Genomic DNA, 16,017 nt, shown 5'->3' with positions numbered 1-16,017 from the left:
AGTGATATTTTTTTACGCAATGCTCAATATTAAATCGGCAATACGGACGACACAATGAAACAAAACGAATCGGCGGATAATTCTCAGGGCCAACTCTTTATTGTACCTACTCCTATCGGTAATCTGGCGGATATCACCCAGCGTGCGTTGGAGGTGTTACAGGCTGTAGATCTGATTGCCGCCGAGGATACTCGTCACACCGGTTTATTGCTGCAACATTTTGGGATTAATGCCCGATTGTTCGCGCTGCACGACCATAACGAACAACAAAAAGCGGAAACGCTGGTCGCGAAGCTAAAAGAAGGGCAGAACATTGCGCTGGTTTCCGACGCCGGTACGCCGCTGATTAACGATCCGGGCTACCACCTGGTGCGTACCTGCCGTGAAGCGGGGATTCGCGTGGTGCCGCTACCGGGGCCATGTGCGGCGATTACCGCCCTGAGCGCCGCTGGCCTGCCATCTGACCGTTTCTGCTATGAAGGCTTTTTACCGGCGAAATCCAAAGGCCGCCGTGATGCGCTAAGAGCCATTGAAACGGAACCGCGAACGCTGATTTTTTATGAGTCAACCCACCGCCTGTTAGATAGCCTGGAAGATATCGTCGCGGTATTGGGAGAATCCCGTTATGTGGTGCTGGCGCGTGAGCTGACCAAAACCTGGGAAACCATTCACGGCGCGCCGGTCGGCGAGCTGCTGGCGTGGGTTAAAGAAGATGAAAACCGTCGCAAAGGCGAAATGGTGCTGATTGTCGAAGGCCATAAAGCGCAAGAAGACGACCTGCCCGCCGACGCGCTGCGTACGCTGGCGCTGCTACAGGCAGAACTGCCGCTGAAAAAAGCGGCGGCGCTGGCAGCAGAAATTCACGGCGTGAAGAAAAATGCGCTGTATAAGTATGCGCTGGAGCAGCAGGAAGAATAAAAGCGAGCGCCCGGGAACCGCCTTTTATCGCCATCGCGTTAATACTCAATCAGGTGATTGATGTGGGTAAATTGATGGGGGCATTGGGCGGTGATAGCGGGCCGGACCTTTCCTTCGGGCTTACTCTCGCGATCAGCAACGCATAACCGACTCCTTTTTAGACGATCATTAATTCCACGCCTGTTTTCGCTAATGCCGCTTTATCCTGTTTGCTGATGGTGTCATCGGTTATCACACAGTCGATCTTGTCCATCGGCAATACCTGGTTAAAGCCGCGACGGTTAAATTTGGTCGCGTCCAGTACCGCGATAACTTTGTGTGCCGCCGCCGCCATGACGCCGCTAATGGAATAACCTTCGTTAAACGTGGTAATACCGTTTGTCGCATCAATACCATCCGCCCCGACAAACATGACATCGGCGCTGATGCCGTGTAGCGATCGTTCCGCAATCGTGCCGTGCATTGAGTGGGTTTTATGCCGTACCGTACCGCCGCAGACCACCAGCGTGAGATCTTTATTTTCTGATAGCGTAAAAGCGGCAGGCAAGCTGTTAGTGATCACCGTAATATTGCTTTTTCGCGCGAGCGCTTCCGCAATCAGTAATGTTGTGCTCCCGCTATCCAGAATGATGGTCATTCCTTCTTCAACCATTGCCGCAGCCGCCTGGGCAATCCGCTTTTTCGGATCGCTGGCGAGTTGATACCGATCTTCCAGAATGACTTCCTGATTGTCGCCTTCCGCCAGATGACTTCCCGGTTTTGCCGCGCCGCCATGAAAACGGGTGACAAGGCCTTTCTCTTCCAGCAGACGCAGGTCAGCACGGATAGTCACTTCAGAAATACCAAAGGTATTTGAAAGGTCCATCACCAGCACGCTGCCTTGCGTATTAATCAGGTCGACAATTTTATTTCTTCGCTCAAATGAGTTCATATTGATTTGCCTGATAATTAACTGTAACTAGTTTAAACGAAGGATTGCGAAAGGTGAACGCTAAATTTCGAAAGGAAATGTGAGCCAGCGCAGGTTGCTGGCTCGTACCATCAGGAAAGTTGAAGTAAAATTTTGCCCTGCATGGGCGCGCCATTAAGCGCTTTGACTGCTTCTGCAAAGCTTTCCGCATCGCCGCGATGGGCAATGAGAGGGGCCAGTTGAAGACGTTTTTCAGCCAACAGGCGCGCTGCGGTTTCCCATTCCTCTCCTGGCCATGGCGCGGAGTAGTTCATCCAACTGCCGAGGAGCGTGAGCTCTTTACGCAAAATTAACCCGAATGTACGCGTTGTCAGGGTGAGATCGTGATGTAACGTCCCCACCAGCGCCAGTTGCGCGCGCGGCCCGGCGATATCGATAGCCAGCGAGACGGTCTGGGGAGTTCCTGCCGTTTCGAGAACCAGTTGATCAAACTGAATGTCGGACAACGCGGTCTGGATGTCGTCGGCGGTCATTTCCCGGCTATTACAGGTATGCGTTGCGCCGAGCGCTTTCGCAAGTTCCAGTTTCTGCGGATTGATATCAATCGCCGTTACGCTTCGCGCGCCCAGTTCCCGCGCGCACTGTAAGGCCAACAGGCCAATTGTCCCGGCCCCGACGATAATTACGTTTTTCCCCTCGCAGCCCTGCGCCAGATGAAAGGCGTGTAAGCCCACGGTAATCGGTTCGATAAACGCGCCATCTTCAATTGGCATATCAGACGGCAAGCGGAAAAGATTGGCCCGTTTGACCACCACATATTCCGCATTACCGCCTTCGCTGCGCGATCCTACAAACTGATACTGTTTGCATAAAGAAAAGTAACCGCGTTCGCATTGCGGACAGTGAAAGCAGGGAAGAAGCGGGACACAAGCGACGGCATCGCCGGGCTGCATATCCGTTACGCCTGTGCCGTAGGATTCAACGTAGCCGCTGAATTCATGACCTAACGTAATAGGATAATAATGGGCGCCCTGCGCGAAAATACGCGGGATATCCGACCCGCAAAGCCCTGAGCTAACGACCTTGACCAACACATCGTCCTCGGCTTGCAGTTGTGGTAAGGGGCGTTCTTCAACGCGCACGTCTCCCTCAGCGTGAATAACCACTGATTTCATAACATTCTCCAGGAAGGTGAGGGGAGCGATTGCTCCCCTAAAATTAAGAGGCGATTTGACTTTGCTGTAGCGCCGTGGCTTTCTCAGCCGCGACAAACTGTCGGGCGCGACGCCAGGTCAGCAGTACACCGGCCAGATAGATAATGGCAATGACGGCGAAGCCGACGATATTCTGCCAGGTAAAAAGTTGAATCAGCAGCCAGGTGATGGGGGAACCGCCCTGATCCAGCGAGGCGACTTGTCCGCCAGCTTTTAGCGCTCCGGCATTGGCAGCCAGTTGGGTATGCAGGCCAATCGTCTGGGTGGCTATCCACAGGGTGATACCCATAATAATGACACCTGAAATCAGCGTGCGGAACAGGTTGCCCTGGTGTACCGCGACCGCCATCGCAATAAAGAAACCGATGGTGGCGAGGTCGCCGAACGGCAGCACCTGGTTCCCCGGTACTAAGACGGCAATCAGGATGGTCAGCGGAATGAATATCAGGCTCGCGGAGACAACAGAGGTATGACCGAGCAGTAGCGCTGGATCAAGGCCTATCAGGAACTCCTGCCCGCCAAATTTAGCCTGTAGACGTTTACGCGCATGTTTCGCGATAGGCGTTAGGCCATCCATAATAGGTTTAATGACGCGTGGCATAAGCAGCATCACCGCTGCGGTTTTGACCGCCAGTTGCAGAACGGCTTTGGCGTCGTAGCCTGCCAGTACACCAATCACCAGCCCCATCACGAAGCCGACAGTCACCGGCTCGCCAAACGGTCCGAAGCGTTTCTGGACATCATCTGCGCTAAAGTGAATACGATTGAGACCCGGAATTTTCTCGATAATGGTATCAACGAGCACCGCCACGGGGCCCAGGTACGCGGATGAGCCGTGTGGGATAGCAATCCCCTCGAGGCCAAAATAGTCGCGGGTATCTTTGGCAAACCAGTCCCCCAGTTTGTAGACAAAGGCGGCATGAACCACAACGCCCAGAATCCCCAGCCAGTATGAACCGGTCGCCAGATGCAGCATGGCGCCCGTGAAGGTCATGTGCCAGATATTCCAGATATCAACATTCACCACGCGGGTCATGCGGGTCACCAGCATCAGGACGTTAACCCCGATGGCGACAGGGATCGCGACCAGCGCGATTTGTGACGCCCAGGTCATGGGCGATGAACCCGGCCAGCCGACGTCAATAACGTGGAGATTGATTTGGAAATGTTCCGCCATGGCTTTCGCCGCGGGGCCGATAGAATCCAGCATCAGGCCGATGACCAGACCAATACCCACGAAGCCGATACCAATATGCAAACCCGATTTAAAACAATCCCCAAGCTTCATTCCCAGCAGTTTAGAGAACACGATGATCACCAGAGGCAACATCACCGTTGGGCCTAAGTCGAGGATATAACGCATTATTTCGCTAAACATACGTTACCCCATGAGAATGGACAGAATTTTTTGCTGTAATGCTTCAATACCCACGCCGGAAACAAAAGGCATACCGTGAACGACGGGAATATCGCCGAAGGCGCGATCGACCCTGGCAGTAGTACAGATAAGATCGGCGCCGTCCATATAGGTTTCGATTTCGGTGACCCGGCATTGCACTAAGTCGAGCTCAATATGGTTGGCATCACATAGCTCTTTAATTTCTTCCGCAGCCATCGTTGAGGTTGCAACCGCACCGCCACAGGCCACAATTACTTTACGTTTCATAGGGTATTCCTCATTATTATCAATTTATTATCAAACCTGGGCGCACTGCTCAGGCTCAAGGATGGTTTCCTGAAAGCGTATCGCCAGTTCGGCATCCGGCGCGCTTAACAGGGCATCGAGGGTGCTTGGGTTCTGTAGCTCACTAAACAGGCGGCGCAGAAGTTTTAGCTGTGCCGCCGGGTTTTCAACGATTAAGGCGATGATTAACGAAACGGCAATCTCTTCGTCATCATCCGCCTGTTGAAACATGACCGGCTTATCTGGACGAATCAGATAGATAGCGGGTGATTTCGCATGAACCGCCTCGCAATGAGGGATAGCGACGGCGTGACGCTCCAGCGCAATGCCGGTAGGAAAAGACGCTTCACGTTCCACCAGCGCCTGCGGATAACTATCATGTACCACGCCTTTCGCCAGCATCTCTTTGCCAATGTGCGCCAGCGCCTGTTGGCTCGAGTCGAATGTGATTCCGGTTCGGACAAATAGTTGGCTCATAAATTCTCCATTATTCAGGCGACATCCGGCGTGCAACCGAAGCGATAAGCGCGCAGAACATCCTGAATTTTGTCAATAATCAGGTTATGCGGCGTAGGGGTGAGCACGCCCTCAGACAGGCGTTCAAACTGTACGGGCATAAACTGGCTAATTAATCCCAGCGGCAATGTGACGTTGTTCAGATTGGCGATTAACTTCTCTACGCTTTGACGAATACGCGGGTGCGGCCAGTAATAGCGAATACGGTCAGACAAACTAAAGTGGATGTCGACCATCGCCTGGCTCCAGGTTGGACGGTAGTATTTTTTCCAGTAGCTCGGTTCGTTTAGCATAACTTCATCAATGACCTCCAGTACCCGACTACGTTGTTCCGGGGAGATCAGCTCGTTTTCCATTTGCGCAAGTGCGAAAATGGCTTCGCGCAGCGCGAAAGTGAGCGCCGGGCCGACCTTCAGAATGGCGTAATGATCGCGTACCAGCGCACGGTAGGCCTGTCGCGTCTGATAATCAGTCGAATGCGCTTCATAGACCATCGGCGTTTCTTTTATCCAGTCGGAAAGCGCCTGTGCCGCCTGCGGCTGATAATGAATAATCTGGGTATGATCAAATTCAACGCCCGGCTGCACCACAATGGCGATCACGCGTGACAGTGCTTCTTCCAGACCTGATTCACGAAACGCGATTTGGTGAGTTTCCAGCGTACGGGCAGCATCGACTTCGCGGGTGACATGAACGCTGCCGATGGTACTGGCTTCACCGCCAGGAACGGGCACTTCCGTGCCGATGACATAAGTCAGATGGCATTTTTGTTCTTCGTTTGCGGTCTCTTCTGCTGCTTTACAAAGCACGGCGGCACGGCGTGCAACGACCATCGGATCCAACGGTGTCGGGTCGTCAGCGCAGGACATCGACGCGTCCAGGTGAATTTTGCTAAAACCAGCGGCGACATACGCTTTTATTAACTCAACTGACTTTTCCATTGCCGCCGCTGCCGGTTCGTTCTGCCAGCAGTTAGGCCCTAAATGATCGCCGCCAAGAATCAACCGCTCACGTGGAAATCCCACTTCCTGAGCAATGCCATAAACAAAATCACGAAAATCAGCCGGTTTCATTCCGGTATAACCGCCAAACTGATTCACCTGGTTAGAGGTCGCTTCGATCAGAACTTTGTTCCCGCTATTCAGATCAAAACGTAATGCGGATTCAATCACCAGCGGGTGTGCTGAACATACGGAACAGATCCCTATCTGTTCCCCTGCTTTGTGACGAGAAATTATTTCTTTCACTTCTGGCTCCGATATCTTTTGTTTATCTTCATAATATTTTTGGTTTGAAGGCAAAGGATAATAATGGCTTTCGTGATCCAGCTATGAAAACGCCCTTTGCCGTGCTAAATCCGGGGGCTTTAGAGCTTCCCTTCACAACCGCAGTCGGCAATCACTTTACGTACAACCTCTTTCATGGCCGCTTTCGCCGGGATCATGTAATGGCGGGGATCGCTGGCCTCTGCGTGTTGCGTTAAATAGTTTTTAAGCGCGCCGGAAAAGGCGATTTTAAGCTCGGTCGCGACGTTAACTTTGCAGATGCCCAGCGAAATAGCGCGGGTAATATCGCGGGTCGGCAGGCCAGAGGCGCCGTGAAGGACTAAGGGGACATCAACCCGCTGACGAATTTCCGTCAGTCGTTCAAAATCAAGTTTTGGTTCAGCGGTGTAGAGGCCGTGAGCGGTGCCGATAGCAATGGCTAACGAGTCGATACCCGTTTTTTCTACAAATTCCCGGGCCTGTTCCGGATGGGTATAAAGCGCATCTTTACCGTCAACGATAAGATCGTCTTCCTGCCCGCCGAGACGCCCAAGTTCAGCTTCAACGCTGACATCGTAGCGATGACAGTAATCAACCACGCTTTTCACCAGCGCAATATTGTCGGCAAAGGGGAAATGCGACCCGTCGATCATGACCGAGCGTACCCCGGCGGCGACTTTCATTTTGATGTCGGCCAGTTTTTCATGATGATCGAGATGTACCGCGAGAGGATGGTTCCAGCTTTTCGCCAGTTCTGCGGCGATGGCCACGATATTACCGACGCCTGCGTAGCTAAAGGTGCCTGGCGTACCGGCGACAATCAGCGGAGAGCGCAATTCTGCGGCGGTTTCCACCACCACTTGCAATGTCTCCAGGTTGTGGATGTTAAACGCCGGCACAGCATAGCCTTCCTGCTGCGCCTTCTTTAGCATTGTTCTGCCTGAAATGATAAACATCCTTCCTCCGAAATCTTTCGTTTGTTTTCTTTGAAAGAATTTATAGGCTTTCGGAATGTTTTTTTGTGATTTTGATCTGATAAATGAAAGTTTCGAAATAAAATGGAAGTTATCGAAAGTCAGGAGTAAAAAAAGCATGTCGGGCAGACATACTTCAGGCTACAGACTAAGGGCGAAAAAATACCGGGTAGCGCTGGCGCTTACCCGGTCTACAGATTATGCGGTTATACCCTGGTCAGAGAATGGCATCGCCTGGATCAGGTCACTGGCGCCGGGTTAAATATCGCCAGTTGGTTATGTAGGCCCCACTGGTCCGAGAAAGTCTTTTTCCGGCCGCTGGCGACATCGAGAATAAAGTGAAATAGCTTCCAGCCCACATCTTCGATTGTCTCTTCACCCGTGGCGATGGTGCCTGCATTGATATCCATTAAGTCATACCAGCGGTTCGCCAGCTCGGTACGCGTCGCCATTTTAATGACCGGCACCGCCATCAGCCCGTACGGCGTGCCGCGTCCGGTGGTAAAGACCTGTACGGTAATGCCGGAAGCGACCTGCTGCGTGCCGCAGACGAAATCGCTGGCGGGCGTCGCGGCGTAAATCAGGCCGCGTTTGGTGGGGCGCTGGCCCGGCGACAATACTTCGACAATGGCGCTCTTACCCGATTTAGCGATAGAGCCCAGCGCTTTTTCCACGACGTTCGCCAGGCCGCCTTTTTTGTTGCCGGGGGACGGGTTAGCGCTGCGATCGGTTTTCCCCATATCAAGGTAGTTATCGTACCAGGCCATTTCATCCAGCAGGCGTTTACCCACGGCTTCGTTGATGGCGCGCGGCGTCAGAAGATGAATGGCATCGCGCACTTCGGTGACCTCCGAGAACATGACGGTCGCGCCGCAGCGTACCAGCAGATCGGAAGCATAACCCACCGCCGGGTTTGCCGTGACGCCAGAAAACGCATCGCTGCCGCCGCATTGCATCCCGACGACCAGCTCGGAGGCCGGGCAGGTTTCGCGCTGGCGCTGGTTCAGTTTCGTCAGATGGCGTTCGGCGACCCGCAAAATATCGTCGACCATTGATTTAAAGCCGACATGCTGCTCGTCCTGTAAACGCACAATACTGGCGCTTTCAACGGCGATGGCGGGAACATCCTCGGTGCCTTCCAGCAGCCGTTCCGGCTGCAGTTTTTCGCAACCGAGGCCAATCACCATCACTTCGCCGCCAAAATTGGGGTTGAGCGCGATATTATGAATCGTGCGAATCGGCACGACCGCCGCCGGCGCGTTGATTGCCACGCCGCAGCCGTACAGATGGTTTAGCCCTACAACGCCATCGACATTCGGGTATTTGGGCAGGAGATCGCGCTCAATCACTTTCACCACATAATCGACCACGCCCGCCACACAGTGCACGCTGGTGGTAATGCCAAGCAGATTTTTGGTGCCGACGCTGCCATCGGCGTTACGATAGCCCTCAAACGTGTAGCCTTCCAGCGGCGGCAGCGGTTCCGGTACTTTGGTCGCCAGCGGTAGCGTATTCAGCGGCGGCGCTTTTGGCAGTTCAACCAGCGACTCGTCGATCCAGCTTCCGCGCGGGATGTCGCGTACCGCATAACCGATGACTTCGCCATAACGGATGATTTCGCCGTGAGCGGGGATATCCGTCAGAGCAACTTTATGGCCTTGCGGAATATGTTCAGTCAGTTCCAGGCCATCCGGAAAACGTGTTCCGGCTTTAAGACCGTGGTCATTAACAATAATTGCGACATTATCGGTTTCATGTACTTTTATATAAAACGCCGATGGCGATTCCTGGCGAATTTCGATATTGGCCATTGTTCAACATTCTCCAGCCTGGATGATAGAAATAGGATTATCTATTTTGGTTATGGTTAAATCGTTAAATCTCAATATAAGAAATAAAGTTCATGCATAATGAAATAAGAATGACAGGAGTATAAATATAAGAATGTGATCCAGATCACCGCAAATTATGAAATTTTTTATGTAGGCCGGGTAAAGCGTAAATGTGTGCATTAGCGCCCAGTATCATGGGCGTATGCTCAAAAATAAGCGTTAAATAATCCCTTTTTAATGAGCGTTTGCACAATGATTATCCGCCATAGGCTGTTTATACTGAATGGCGAATTCAGTGTATCTGACGAGTTATTTGAAAATACCATGATAATAATAAAAGACGATAAAGGTATCAGAACGGTATATTGTGCTACAGGATGTGTACCACATTAGAAATAGAATGCGGAGACCCATTCTGATTTCAGATAAGCATTTTATTGTCGTTGCTATAAGTTATGGTGGCGGCATCACATGTAGAGAATTAAAGAAATAAGCGAAGGTATAAGCGATGAATAACGCTATTTTCCCGAATAAGTTTAAAGCGGCGCTGGCGGCGCAACAGGTGCAGATTGGCTGCTGGTCTGCACTGGCAAGCCCAATCACCACCGAAGTTCTTGGTCTGGCGGGATTTGACTGGCTGGTGCTGGATGGCGAACATGCGCCGAACGATGTGACCACCTTAATTCCTCAGTTAATGGCATTGAAAGGCAGCGCCAGCGCGCCTGTAGTACGTGTGCCAACCAATGAACCGGTCATTATCAAACGGATGCTGGATATTGGGTTTTATAACTTCCTGATCCCCTTTGTTGAAACGCAAGAGGAAGCGGCTCGCGCCGTCGCCTCGACGCGTTACCCGCCGGAAGGCATTCGCGGCGTCTCCGTTTCTCACCGCGCGAATATGTTCGGTACGGTGCCTGATTACTTTGCGCAGTCGAACAAAAACATCACCATTATTGTTCAAATCGAAAGCCAGTTGGGTGTCGACAATGTTGATGCCATCGCCGCAACGGAAGGCGTTGATGGCATTTTTGTCGGCCCAAGCGATTTGGCCGCCGCGCTGGGTCATCTCGGCAATGCTTCTCACCCTGACGTGCAGCAGACGATTCAACATATTTTCGCCCGCGCTAAAGCGCACGGTAAACCGTGCGGCATTCTGGCGCCGGTAGAGGCGGATGCCCGCCGTTATCTGGAATGGGGCGCGACCTTTGTCGCCGTTGGCAGCGATTTAGGCGCATTCCGCGCCAGCACGCAGAAGCTTGCCGACACCTTTAAAAAATAATCCTGGTATGGAAAGAGAGAACGCTATGACGATGAAAGTTGGCTTTATTGGCTTAGGCATCATGGGTAAGCCCATGAGCAAAAACTTACTGAAAGCAGGGTATTCGCTGGTGGTGTCCGATCGTAATCCTGAAGCGATTGCCGACGTCATTGCCGCAGGCGCGGAAACGGCCTCTACGGCGAAGGCGATCGCTGAACAGTGTGACGTCATCATCACGATGCTGCCTAACTCTCCGCATGTGAAAGAGGTTGCGCTGGGCGAGAACGGTATCATCGAAGGCGCGAAGCCGGGAACCGTATTGATTGATATGAGTTCTATCGCGCCGCTGGCAAGCCGTGAAATCAGCGATGCGCTGAAGGCGAAGGGCGTTGAGATGTTGGATGCGCCGGTCAGCGGCGGCGAGCCGAAGGCGATTGATGGCACGCTGTCGGTGATGGTGGGGGGCGATAAAGCCATTTTCGACAAGTACTACGACCTGATGAAAGCGATGGCGGGTTCCGTGGTGCATACCGGCGATATCGGCGCAGGCAACGTCACAAAACTGGCTAACCAGGTGATCGTGGCGTTGAATATCGCCGCCATGTCTGAAGCGCTGACGCTGGCGACTAAAGCGGGCGTCAACCCGGATCTGGTCTATCAGGCGATTCGCGGCGGTCTGGCTGGCAGCACGGTACTGGATGCGAAAGCGCCGATGGTCATGGACCGAAACTTTAAGCCAGGTTTCCGTATCGATCTGCACATTAAAGATCTGGCGAATGCGCTGGATACCTCCCACGGCGTTGGCGCGCAGCTCCCGCTGACCGCCGCCGTTATGGAAATGATGCAGGCGTTACGCGCGGATGGACACGGTAATGACGACCATAGCGCGCTGGCGTGCTACTACGAAAAACTGGCGAAAGTGGAAGTCACTCGCTAACGACGTTGTGCCCGGATGGCGTGTAGCGATCCGGGCCTGAATTTCAGGCTGGATAAGTGAAACGCCATCCGGCGTTGTGCAGTAACAGGCTACCACTATGAAAATCGTAATTGCCCCCGACTCCTATAAAGAAAGCCTTTCTGCCGCCGAGGTAGCGCAGGCGATAGAAAAAGGATTTCGGGAAATTTTCCCCGATGCGCAATATGTCTCTGTTCCGGTTGCCGATGGCGGCGAAGGAACGGTCGAAGCCATGATTGCCGCGACGCAGGGCGTTGAACGCGCCGCATGGGTGACCGGGCCGTTGGGTGAAAAAGTGAAAGCCTGCTGGGGAATGTCCGGGGATGGTAAAACCGCGTTTATTGAAATGGCGGCGGCCAGCGGACTGGCGCTGGTTCCACCAGAAAAACGCAACCCTTTGATTACTACCTCGCGGGGAACGGGGGAGCTGATATTGCAGGCGCTGGAAAGCGGCGCAAGCAATATCATTATCGGCATTGGCGGCAGCGCGACAAATGACGGCGGTGCGGGGATGATGCAGGCGTTAGGCGCAAAACTGCGCGATGCAAACGGCGCGGATATCGGTTACGGTGGCGGAAGCCTTCATTGTCTAAGCGGCATTGATATTTCAGAGCTCGATCCCCGTTTAAAACTCTGCGCGATTCGTGTCGCTTGCGATGTCTCTAATCCTCTGATCGGCGACAACGGCGCATCACGAATTTTTGGGCCGCAGAAAGGCGCGACCGAAGAGAACATTGTTGAGCTGGACAGAAATCTTGCTCACTATGCCGACATCATAAAAAAATCGCTGAATGTCGACGTAAAGGCGGCGCCCGGCGCAGGCGCGGCAGGCGGTATGGGGGCGGCGTTAATGGCTTTTCTCGGTGCGGAATTACGCAGCGGGATCGAAATTGTCACGGCGGCACTGAACCTGGAGGAGCATATCCACGACTGTACGCTGGTGGTGACGGGAGAAGGGCGGATTGATAGCCAAAGTATTCGCGGTAAAGTGCCGATTGGCGTCGCGAATGTGGCGAAAAAATATCATAAGCCAGTGATTGGCATTGCCGGCAGCCTGACGCACGATGTAGGGATAGTGCATCATTATGGCATCGACGCTGTCTTTAGCGTACTCACGCGCATCGTGACGCTGGAGGAGGCTTTTCGGGGCGCTTTTGACAATATTTATCGGGCATCCAGAAATGTTGCTGCCGCTCTGGCGATAGGAATGCGCAGCGCAGGGTGACAAAGTCGCGCGAACCCTCTATACTGCGCGCCGAAGCTGACCAGACAGTCGCCGCTTCGTCGTCGTCCTTTCGGGGAGACGGGCGGAGGGGAGGAAAGTCCGGGCTCCATAGGGCAGGGTGCCAGGTAACGCCTGGGGGGGAAACCCACGACCAGTGCAACAGAGAGCAAACCGCCGATGGCCCACGCAAGTGGGATCAGGTAAGGGTGAAAGGGTGCGGTAAGAGCGCACCGCGCGGCTGGTAACAGTCCGTGGCACGGTAAACTCCACCCGGAGCAAGGCCAAATAGGGGTTCATAAGGTACGGCCCGTACTGAACCCGGGTAGGCTGCTTGAGCCAGTGAGCGATTGCTGGCCTAGATGAATGACTGTCCACGACAGAACCCGGCTTATCGGTCAGTTTCACCTCTTCATAAAACCCGCTTCGGCGGGTTTTTGCTTTTACAGGGCGGCAGGATGAATGACTGTCCACGACGCTATATCCAAAAGAAAGCGGCTTATCGGTCAGTTTCACCTCTTCATAAAACCCGTCAGTGTAAGCTGGCGGGTTTTTGCTTATCAGGCCGGTGAGGGGTATAGAGGTTCCAGAAGACGCCAGCGTCACCATTCGGCAATTAATTGACAGCCGTGGTGACATAATATTATTCGTTTTTGTGATGAGAAACACAAAACGCTATGGATTGCGCTCTTTTTAGTTGAAGTGAAAAGCAATCGATTTCTTTCACAAAATTACATCCTGAAAAACAGCAAGAAAGCGGTGTAAATTATTTGTTGTAAATGAAAATTAAATGTATGAAATATTTTGGTTAAAATTTTATTAAATGTTTCTTTACAAACAAATAAGGTAAAAAAATGTGACGCGTAACGGTTTTTAAGCGCATTTACCTTCGGTTTATACTTAAATTTGAGAAATTACGTTTTAAATTTAATGCTGGAATTGTCGATAAAATGTCCCGTAATTGATTGAAATATCGTCTTCATAGGATGTCGAAAATAGGAGGTAAAATAGACTGGTTATCGCCATAATATATCGTTATCCCGACCCTGTTTTTTGATTGAAATCAGACTAAGTTGCTGTTTTATTTTTGTAACTCATTGAAGTAATAGGCTTTCTTTATTTAATAAAGACCATGTAAAAATTGCGGTAAGTTAATTTGTGAGTGGTCGCACATAACCTTTAAGATTTAATTTGCTACACTTCCTGCCGTTCACAATGTTATTTCAGAGCGGTAGATATGAATACTCTTGTTCTCCCTAAAACACAGCATTTGGTGGTCTTTCAGGAAGTCATTAGAAGTGGTTCTATCGGTTCTGCCGCAAAATCGTTAGGGTTAACCCAACCCGCCGTCAGTAAAATCATTAGCGATGTTGAGGCCTATTTTGGCGTTGAGCTAATTGTACGTAAAAATACCGGCGTTACGTTGACCGAAGCGGGACAGGTACTGCTTTCCTGGTCTGAATCTATCACCCGCGAAATGAAAAACATGATCAACGAGATGAACAGTATGACGTGCAATACCGTTGTCGACGTCTCGTTTGGCTTTCCTTCGCTGATTGGCTTTACCTTCATGTCCGATATGATTCATAAGTTCAAAGAGGTCTTTCCAAAAGCGCAGGTATCCATGTACGAAGCCCAGCTATCTTCATTCCTGCCGGCCCTGCGCGACGGGCGGCTGGACTTTGCTATCGGTACGCTCAGTAATGAAATGCAGCTACAGGATCTGCATGTCGAGCCGCTGTTTGAATCAGAGTTTGTCCTGGTAGCCAGCAAGTCCCGAACATGCACCGGCACCATCACACTGGAATCGTTAAAGGACGAACAGTGGGTGTTGCCGCAAACGAATATGGGCTACTACAGCGAATTACTCACCACTCTACAACGAAATGGCATCAGCATCGAAAACATTGTTAAAACAGATTCCGTTGTCACAATATATAATCTTGTTCTCAATGCTGATTTCTTAACTGTTATTCCCTGCGATATGACCACGCCTTTTGGCTCTAATCAATTTATCACGATACCCATAAAAGACACGTTACCCGTCGCACGTTATGCGGCGGTATGGTCTAAAAATTATCGTATCAAAAAAGCCGCTTCAGTATTAGTAGAATTGGCTAAACAATATTCATCATATAATGGATGCAGACGCAGGCAGTTAATAGAAATTGAATGATATGGAATAAACATATTTAGCGAAATTGACGTCACCTGTTTCTTTTGAACAGTGGGCAACGGTAACTTATTTTTAATACCCAGGTTAAGAGGTTATAATGCACATTACATACGATCTCCCGGTTGCAATTGAAGATATCCTCGAAGCGAAAAAAAGACTGGCGGGGAAGATATATAAAACGGGAATGCCTCGCTCTAACTATTTTAGTGAACGTTGCAAAGGCGAAATATTTCTCAAGTTTGAAAATATGCAGCGTACGGGTTCATTTAAAATTCGTGGCGCTTTTAACAAACTTAGCTCGTTAACGGAGGCGGAAAAACGTAAAGGCGTCGTGGCCTGTTCCGCAGGTAATCATGCACAGGGCGTTTCTCTTTCTTGCGCAATGCTGGGTATTGACGGCAAAGTCGTGATGCCGAAGGGCGCGCCAAAGTCAAAAGTGGCGGCCACCTGTGATTATTCGGCGGAAGTGGTGCTCCACGGTGACAACTTCAATGACACCATTGCTAAGGTGAGTGAAATTGTCGAAACCGAAGGCCGCATTTTTATTCCGCCTTACGACGATCCAAAAGTCATTGCCGGACAGGGCACTATTGGTCTGGAAATTATGGAAGATCTGTACGATGTCGATAATGTCATCGTGCCTATTGGCGGCGGCGGTTTAATTGCAGGTATTGCCATTGCGATTAAATCGATTAACCCGACCATTAAAGTTATCGGCGTACAGGCCGAAAATGTTCACGGTATGGCGGCGTCTTATTACACTGGCGAAATAACCACGCACCGAACGACCGGCACCCTGGCGGATGGTTGTGATGTCTCCCGCCCGGGTAATTTAACCTATGAAATCGTTCGTGAATTAGTCGATGACATTGTCCTGGTTAGCGAAGATGAAATTCGTAACAGCATGATCGCTTTAATTCAGCGCAATAAGGTTATTACTGAAGGCGCTGGCGCTCTGGCTTGCGCCGCACTATTAAGTGGGAAATTAGATAGCCATATTCAGAACAGAAAAACGGTCAGTATTATTTCTGGCGGCAATATCGATCTTTCTCGTGTATCACAAATTACGGGTTTAGTTGACGCTTAATCTTTT

General features: G+C 51.4%; 14 protein-coding genes and 1 other RNA gene. 7 read left to right on the top strand and 8 right to left on the bottom strand.

Translation table 11 applies throughout. The annotated features are described in order from the left end of the window. Positions 1 to 54: 54 nt before the first annotated feature. On the top strand, positions 55 to 918 hold the full coding sequence (gene rsmI, locus ACLJRS_RS10550) for a 16S rRNA (cytidine(1402)-2'-O)-methyltransferase (RefSeq protein WP_000812297.1): 864 nt from the start codon (positions 55 to 57) through the stop codon (positions 916 to 918). 157 nt (positions 919 to 1,075) lie between these two features. Here the strand turns inward: rsmI and ACLJRS_RS10545 are convergent, their stop codons facing one another. The 8 genes from ACLJRS_RS10545 to garD all read right to left on the bottom strand — a co-directional run bounded on the left by ACLJRS_RS10545 (position 1,076) and on the right by garD (position 9,292). Then, positions 1,076 to 1,849, bottom strand: coding sequence for a DeoR/GlpR family DNA-binding transcription regulator (locus ACLJRS_RS10545; RefSeq protein WP_001083899.1), 774 nt, complete (start codon positions 1,847 to 1,849; stop codon positions 1,076 to 1,078). Positions 1,850 to 1,959: 110 nt separating this feature from the next. Further along, positions 1,960 to 3,003 (bottom strand): galactitol-1-phosphate 5-dehydrogenase, encoded by a 1,044-nt coding sequence (gene gatD, locus ACLJRS_RS10540; RefSeq protein ID WP_000844173.1) that lies wholly within the window; start codon positions 3,001 to 3,003, stop codon positions 1,960 to 1,962. A 43-nt stretch (positions 3,004 to 3,046) separates the two neighbouring features. Next, complete coding sequence (locus tag ACLJRS_RS10535; RefSeq protein WP_000490601.1) at positions 3,047 to 4,420, bottom strand: galactitol-specific PTS transporter subunit IIC; 1,374 nt, start codon at positions 4,418 to 4,420, stop codon at positions 3,047 to 3,049. Positions 4,421 to 4,423: 3 nt separating this feature from the next. Continuing rightward, positions 4,424 to 4,708 (bottom strand): PTS galactitol transporter subunit IIB, encoded by a 285-nt coding sequence (gene gatB / locus ACLJRS_RS10530; protein WP_000824293.1) that lies wholly within the window; start codon positions 4,706 to 4,708, stop codon positions 4,424 to 4,426. A gap of 30 nt (positions 4,709 to 4,738) precedes the next feature. After that, complete coding sequence (gene gatA, locus ACLJRS_RS10525; protein ID WP_000080444.1) at positions 4,739 to 5,203, bottom strand: PTS galactitol transporter subunit IIA; 465 nt, start codon at positions 5,201 to 5,203, stop codon at positions 4,739 to 4,741. Between the two features lie 14 nt (positions 5,204 to 5,217). Further along, positions 5,218 to 6,489 (bottom strand): tagatose-bisphosphate aldolase subunit GatZ, encoded by a 1,272-nt coding sequence (gene gatZ, locus ACLJRS_RS10520; RefSeq protein WP_001673719.1) that lies wholly within the window; start codon positions 6,487 to 6,489, stop codon positions 5,218 to 5,220. Between the two features lie 119 nt (positions 6,490 to 6,608). After that, positions 6,609 to 7,463 carry a tagatose bisphosphate family class II aldolase gene (locus ACLJRS_RS10515; protein WP_000469979.1) on the bottom strand — a complete coding sequence of 285 codons (855 nt, stop codon included), beginning with the start codon at positions 7,461 to 7,463 and terminating at the stop codon, positions 6,609 to 6,611. 257 nt (positions 7,464 to 7,720) lie between these two features. Beyond that, the gene (gene garD / locus ACLJRS_RS10510; RefSeq protein WP_001273722.1) at positions 7,721 to 9,292 is read right to left on the bottom strand and encodes a galactarate dehydratase; all 1,572 of its coding nucleotides are present in this window, start codon (positions 9,290 to 9,292) and stop codon (positions 7,721 to 7,723) included. A 529-nt stretch (positions 9,293 to 9,821) separates the two neighbouring features. On the opposite strand from garD, the gene garL reads away from it, so the two are divergent. From garL to tdcB, 6 genes are all read left to right on the top strand, one after another. Further along, on the top strand, positions 9,822 to 10,592 hold the full coding sequence (garL, locus tag ACLJRS_RS10505) for a 2-dehydro-3-deoxyglucarate aldolase (RefSeq protein ID WP_001057715.1): 771 nt from the start codon (positions 9,822 to 9,824) through the stop codon (positions 10,590 to 10,592). A 25-nt stretch (positions 10,593 to 10,617) separates the two neighbouring features. Continuing rightward, complete coding sequence (gene garR / locus ACLJRS_RS10500; RefSeq protein WP_000178106.1) at positions 10,618 to 11,508, top strand: 2-hydroxy-3-oxopropionate reductase; 891 nt, start codon at positions 10,618 to 10,620, stop codon at positions 11,506 to 11,508. 97 nt (positions 11,509 to 11,605) lie between these two features. Then, the gene (garK, locus tag ACLJRS_RS10495) at positions 11,606 to 12,751 is read left to right on the top strand and encodes a glycerate 2-kinase (protein WP_000706460.1); all 1,146 of its coding nucleotides are present in this window, start codon (positions 11,606 to 11,608) and stop codon (positions 12,749 to 12,751) included. A gap of 32 nt (positions 12,752 to 12,783) precedes the next feature. Further along, positions 12,784 to 13,158: RNase P RNA component class A (gene rnpB / locus ACLJRS_RS10490), an RNA gene on the top strand. Between the two features lie 827 nt (positions 13,159 to 13,985). Further along, a complete protein-coding gene (gene tdcA, locus ACLJRS_RS10485) occupies positions 13,986 to 14,924 on the top strand; it encodes a transcriptional regulator TdcA (RefSeq protein WP_001094907.1) in 939 nt (312 codons plus the stop codon). A 97-nt stretch (positions 14,925 to 15,021) separates the two neighbouring features. Then, a complete protein-coding gene (tdcB, locus tag ACLJRS_RS10480; protein ID WP_000548370.1) occupies positions 15,022 to 16,011 on the top strand; it encodes a bifunctional threonine ammonia-lyase/L-serine ammonia-lyase TdcB in 990 nt (329 codons plus the stop codon). Positions 16,012 to 16,017 lie beyond the last annotated feature (6 nt).

Origin of the sequence: Salmonella sp. SAL00670, assembly GCF_046552235.1 — a bacterium.
GTDB classification, from domain to species: domain Bacteria; phylum Pseudomonadota; class Gammaproteobacteria; order Enterobacterales; family Enterobacteriaceae; genus Salmonella; species Salmonella enterica.
This window is presented reverse-complemented; position numbering and strand designations above follow the sequence as displayed.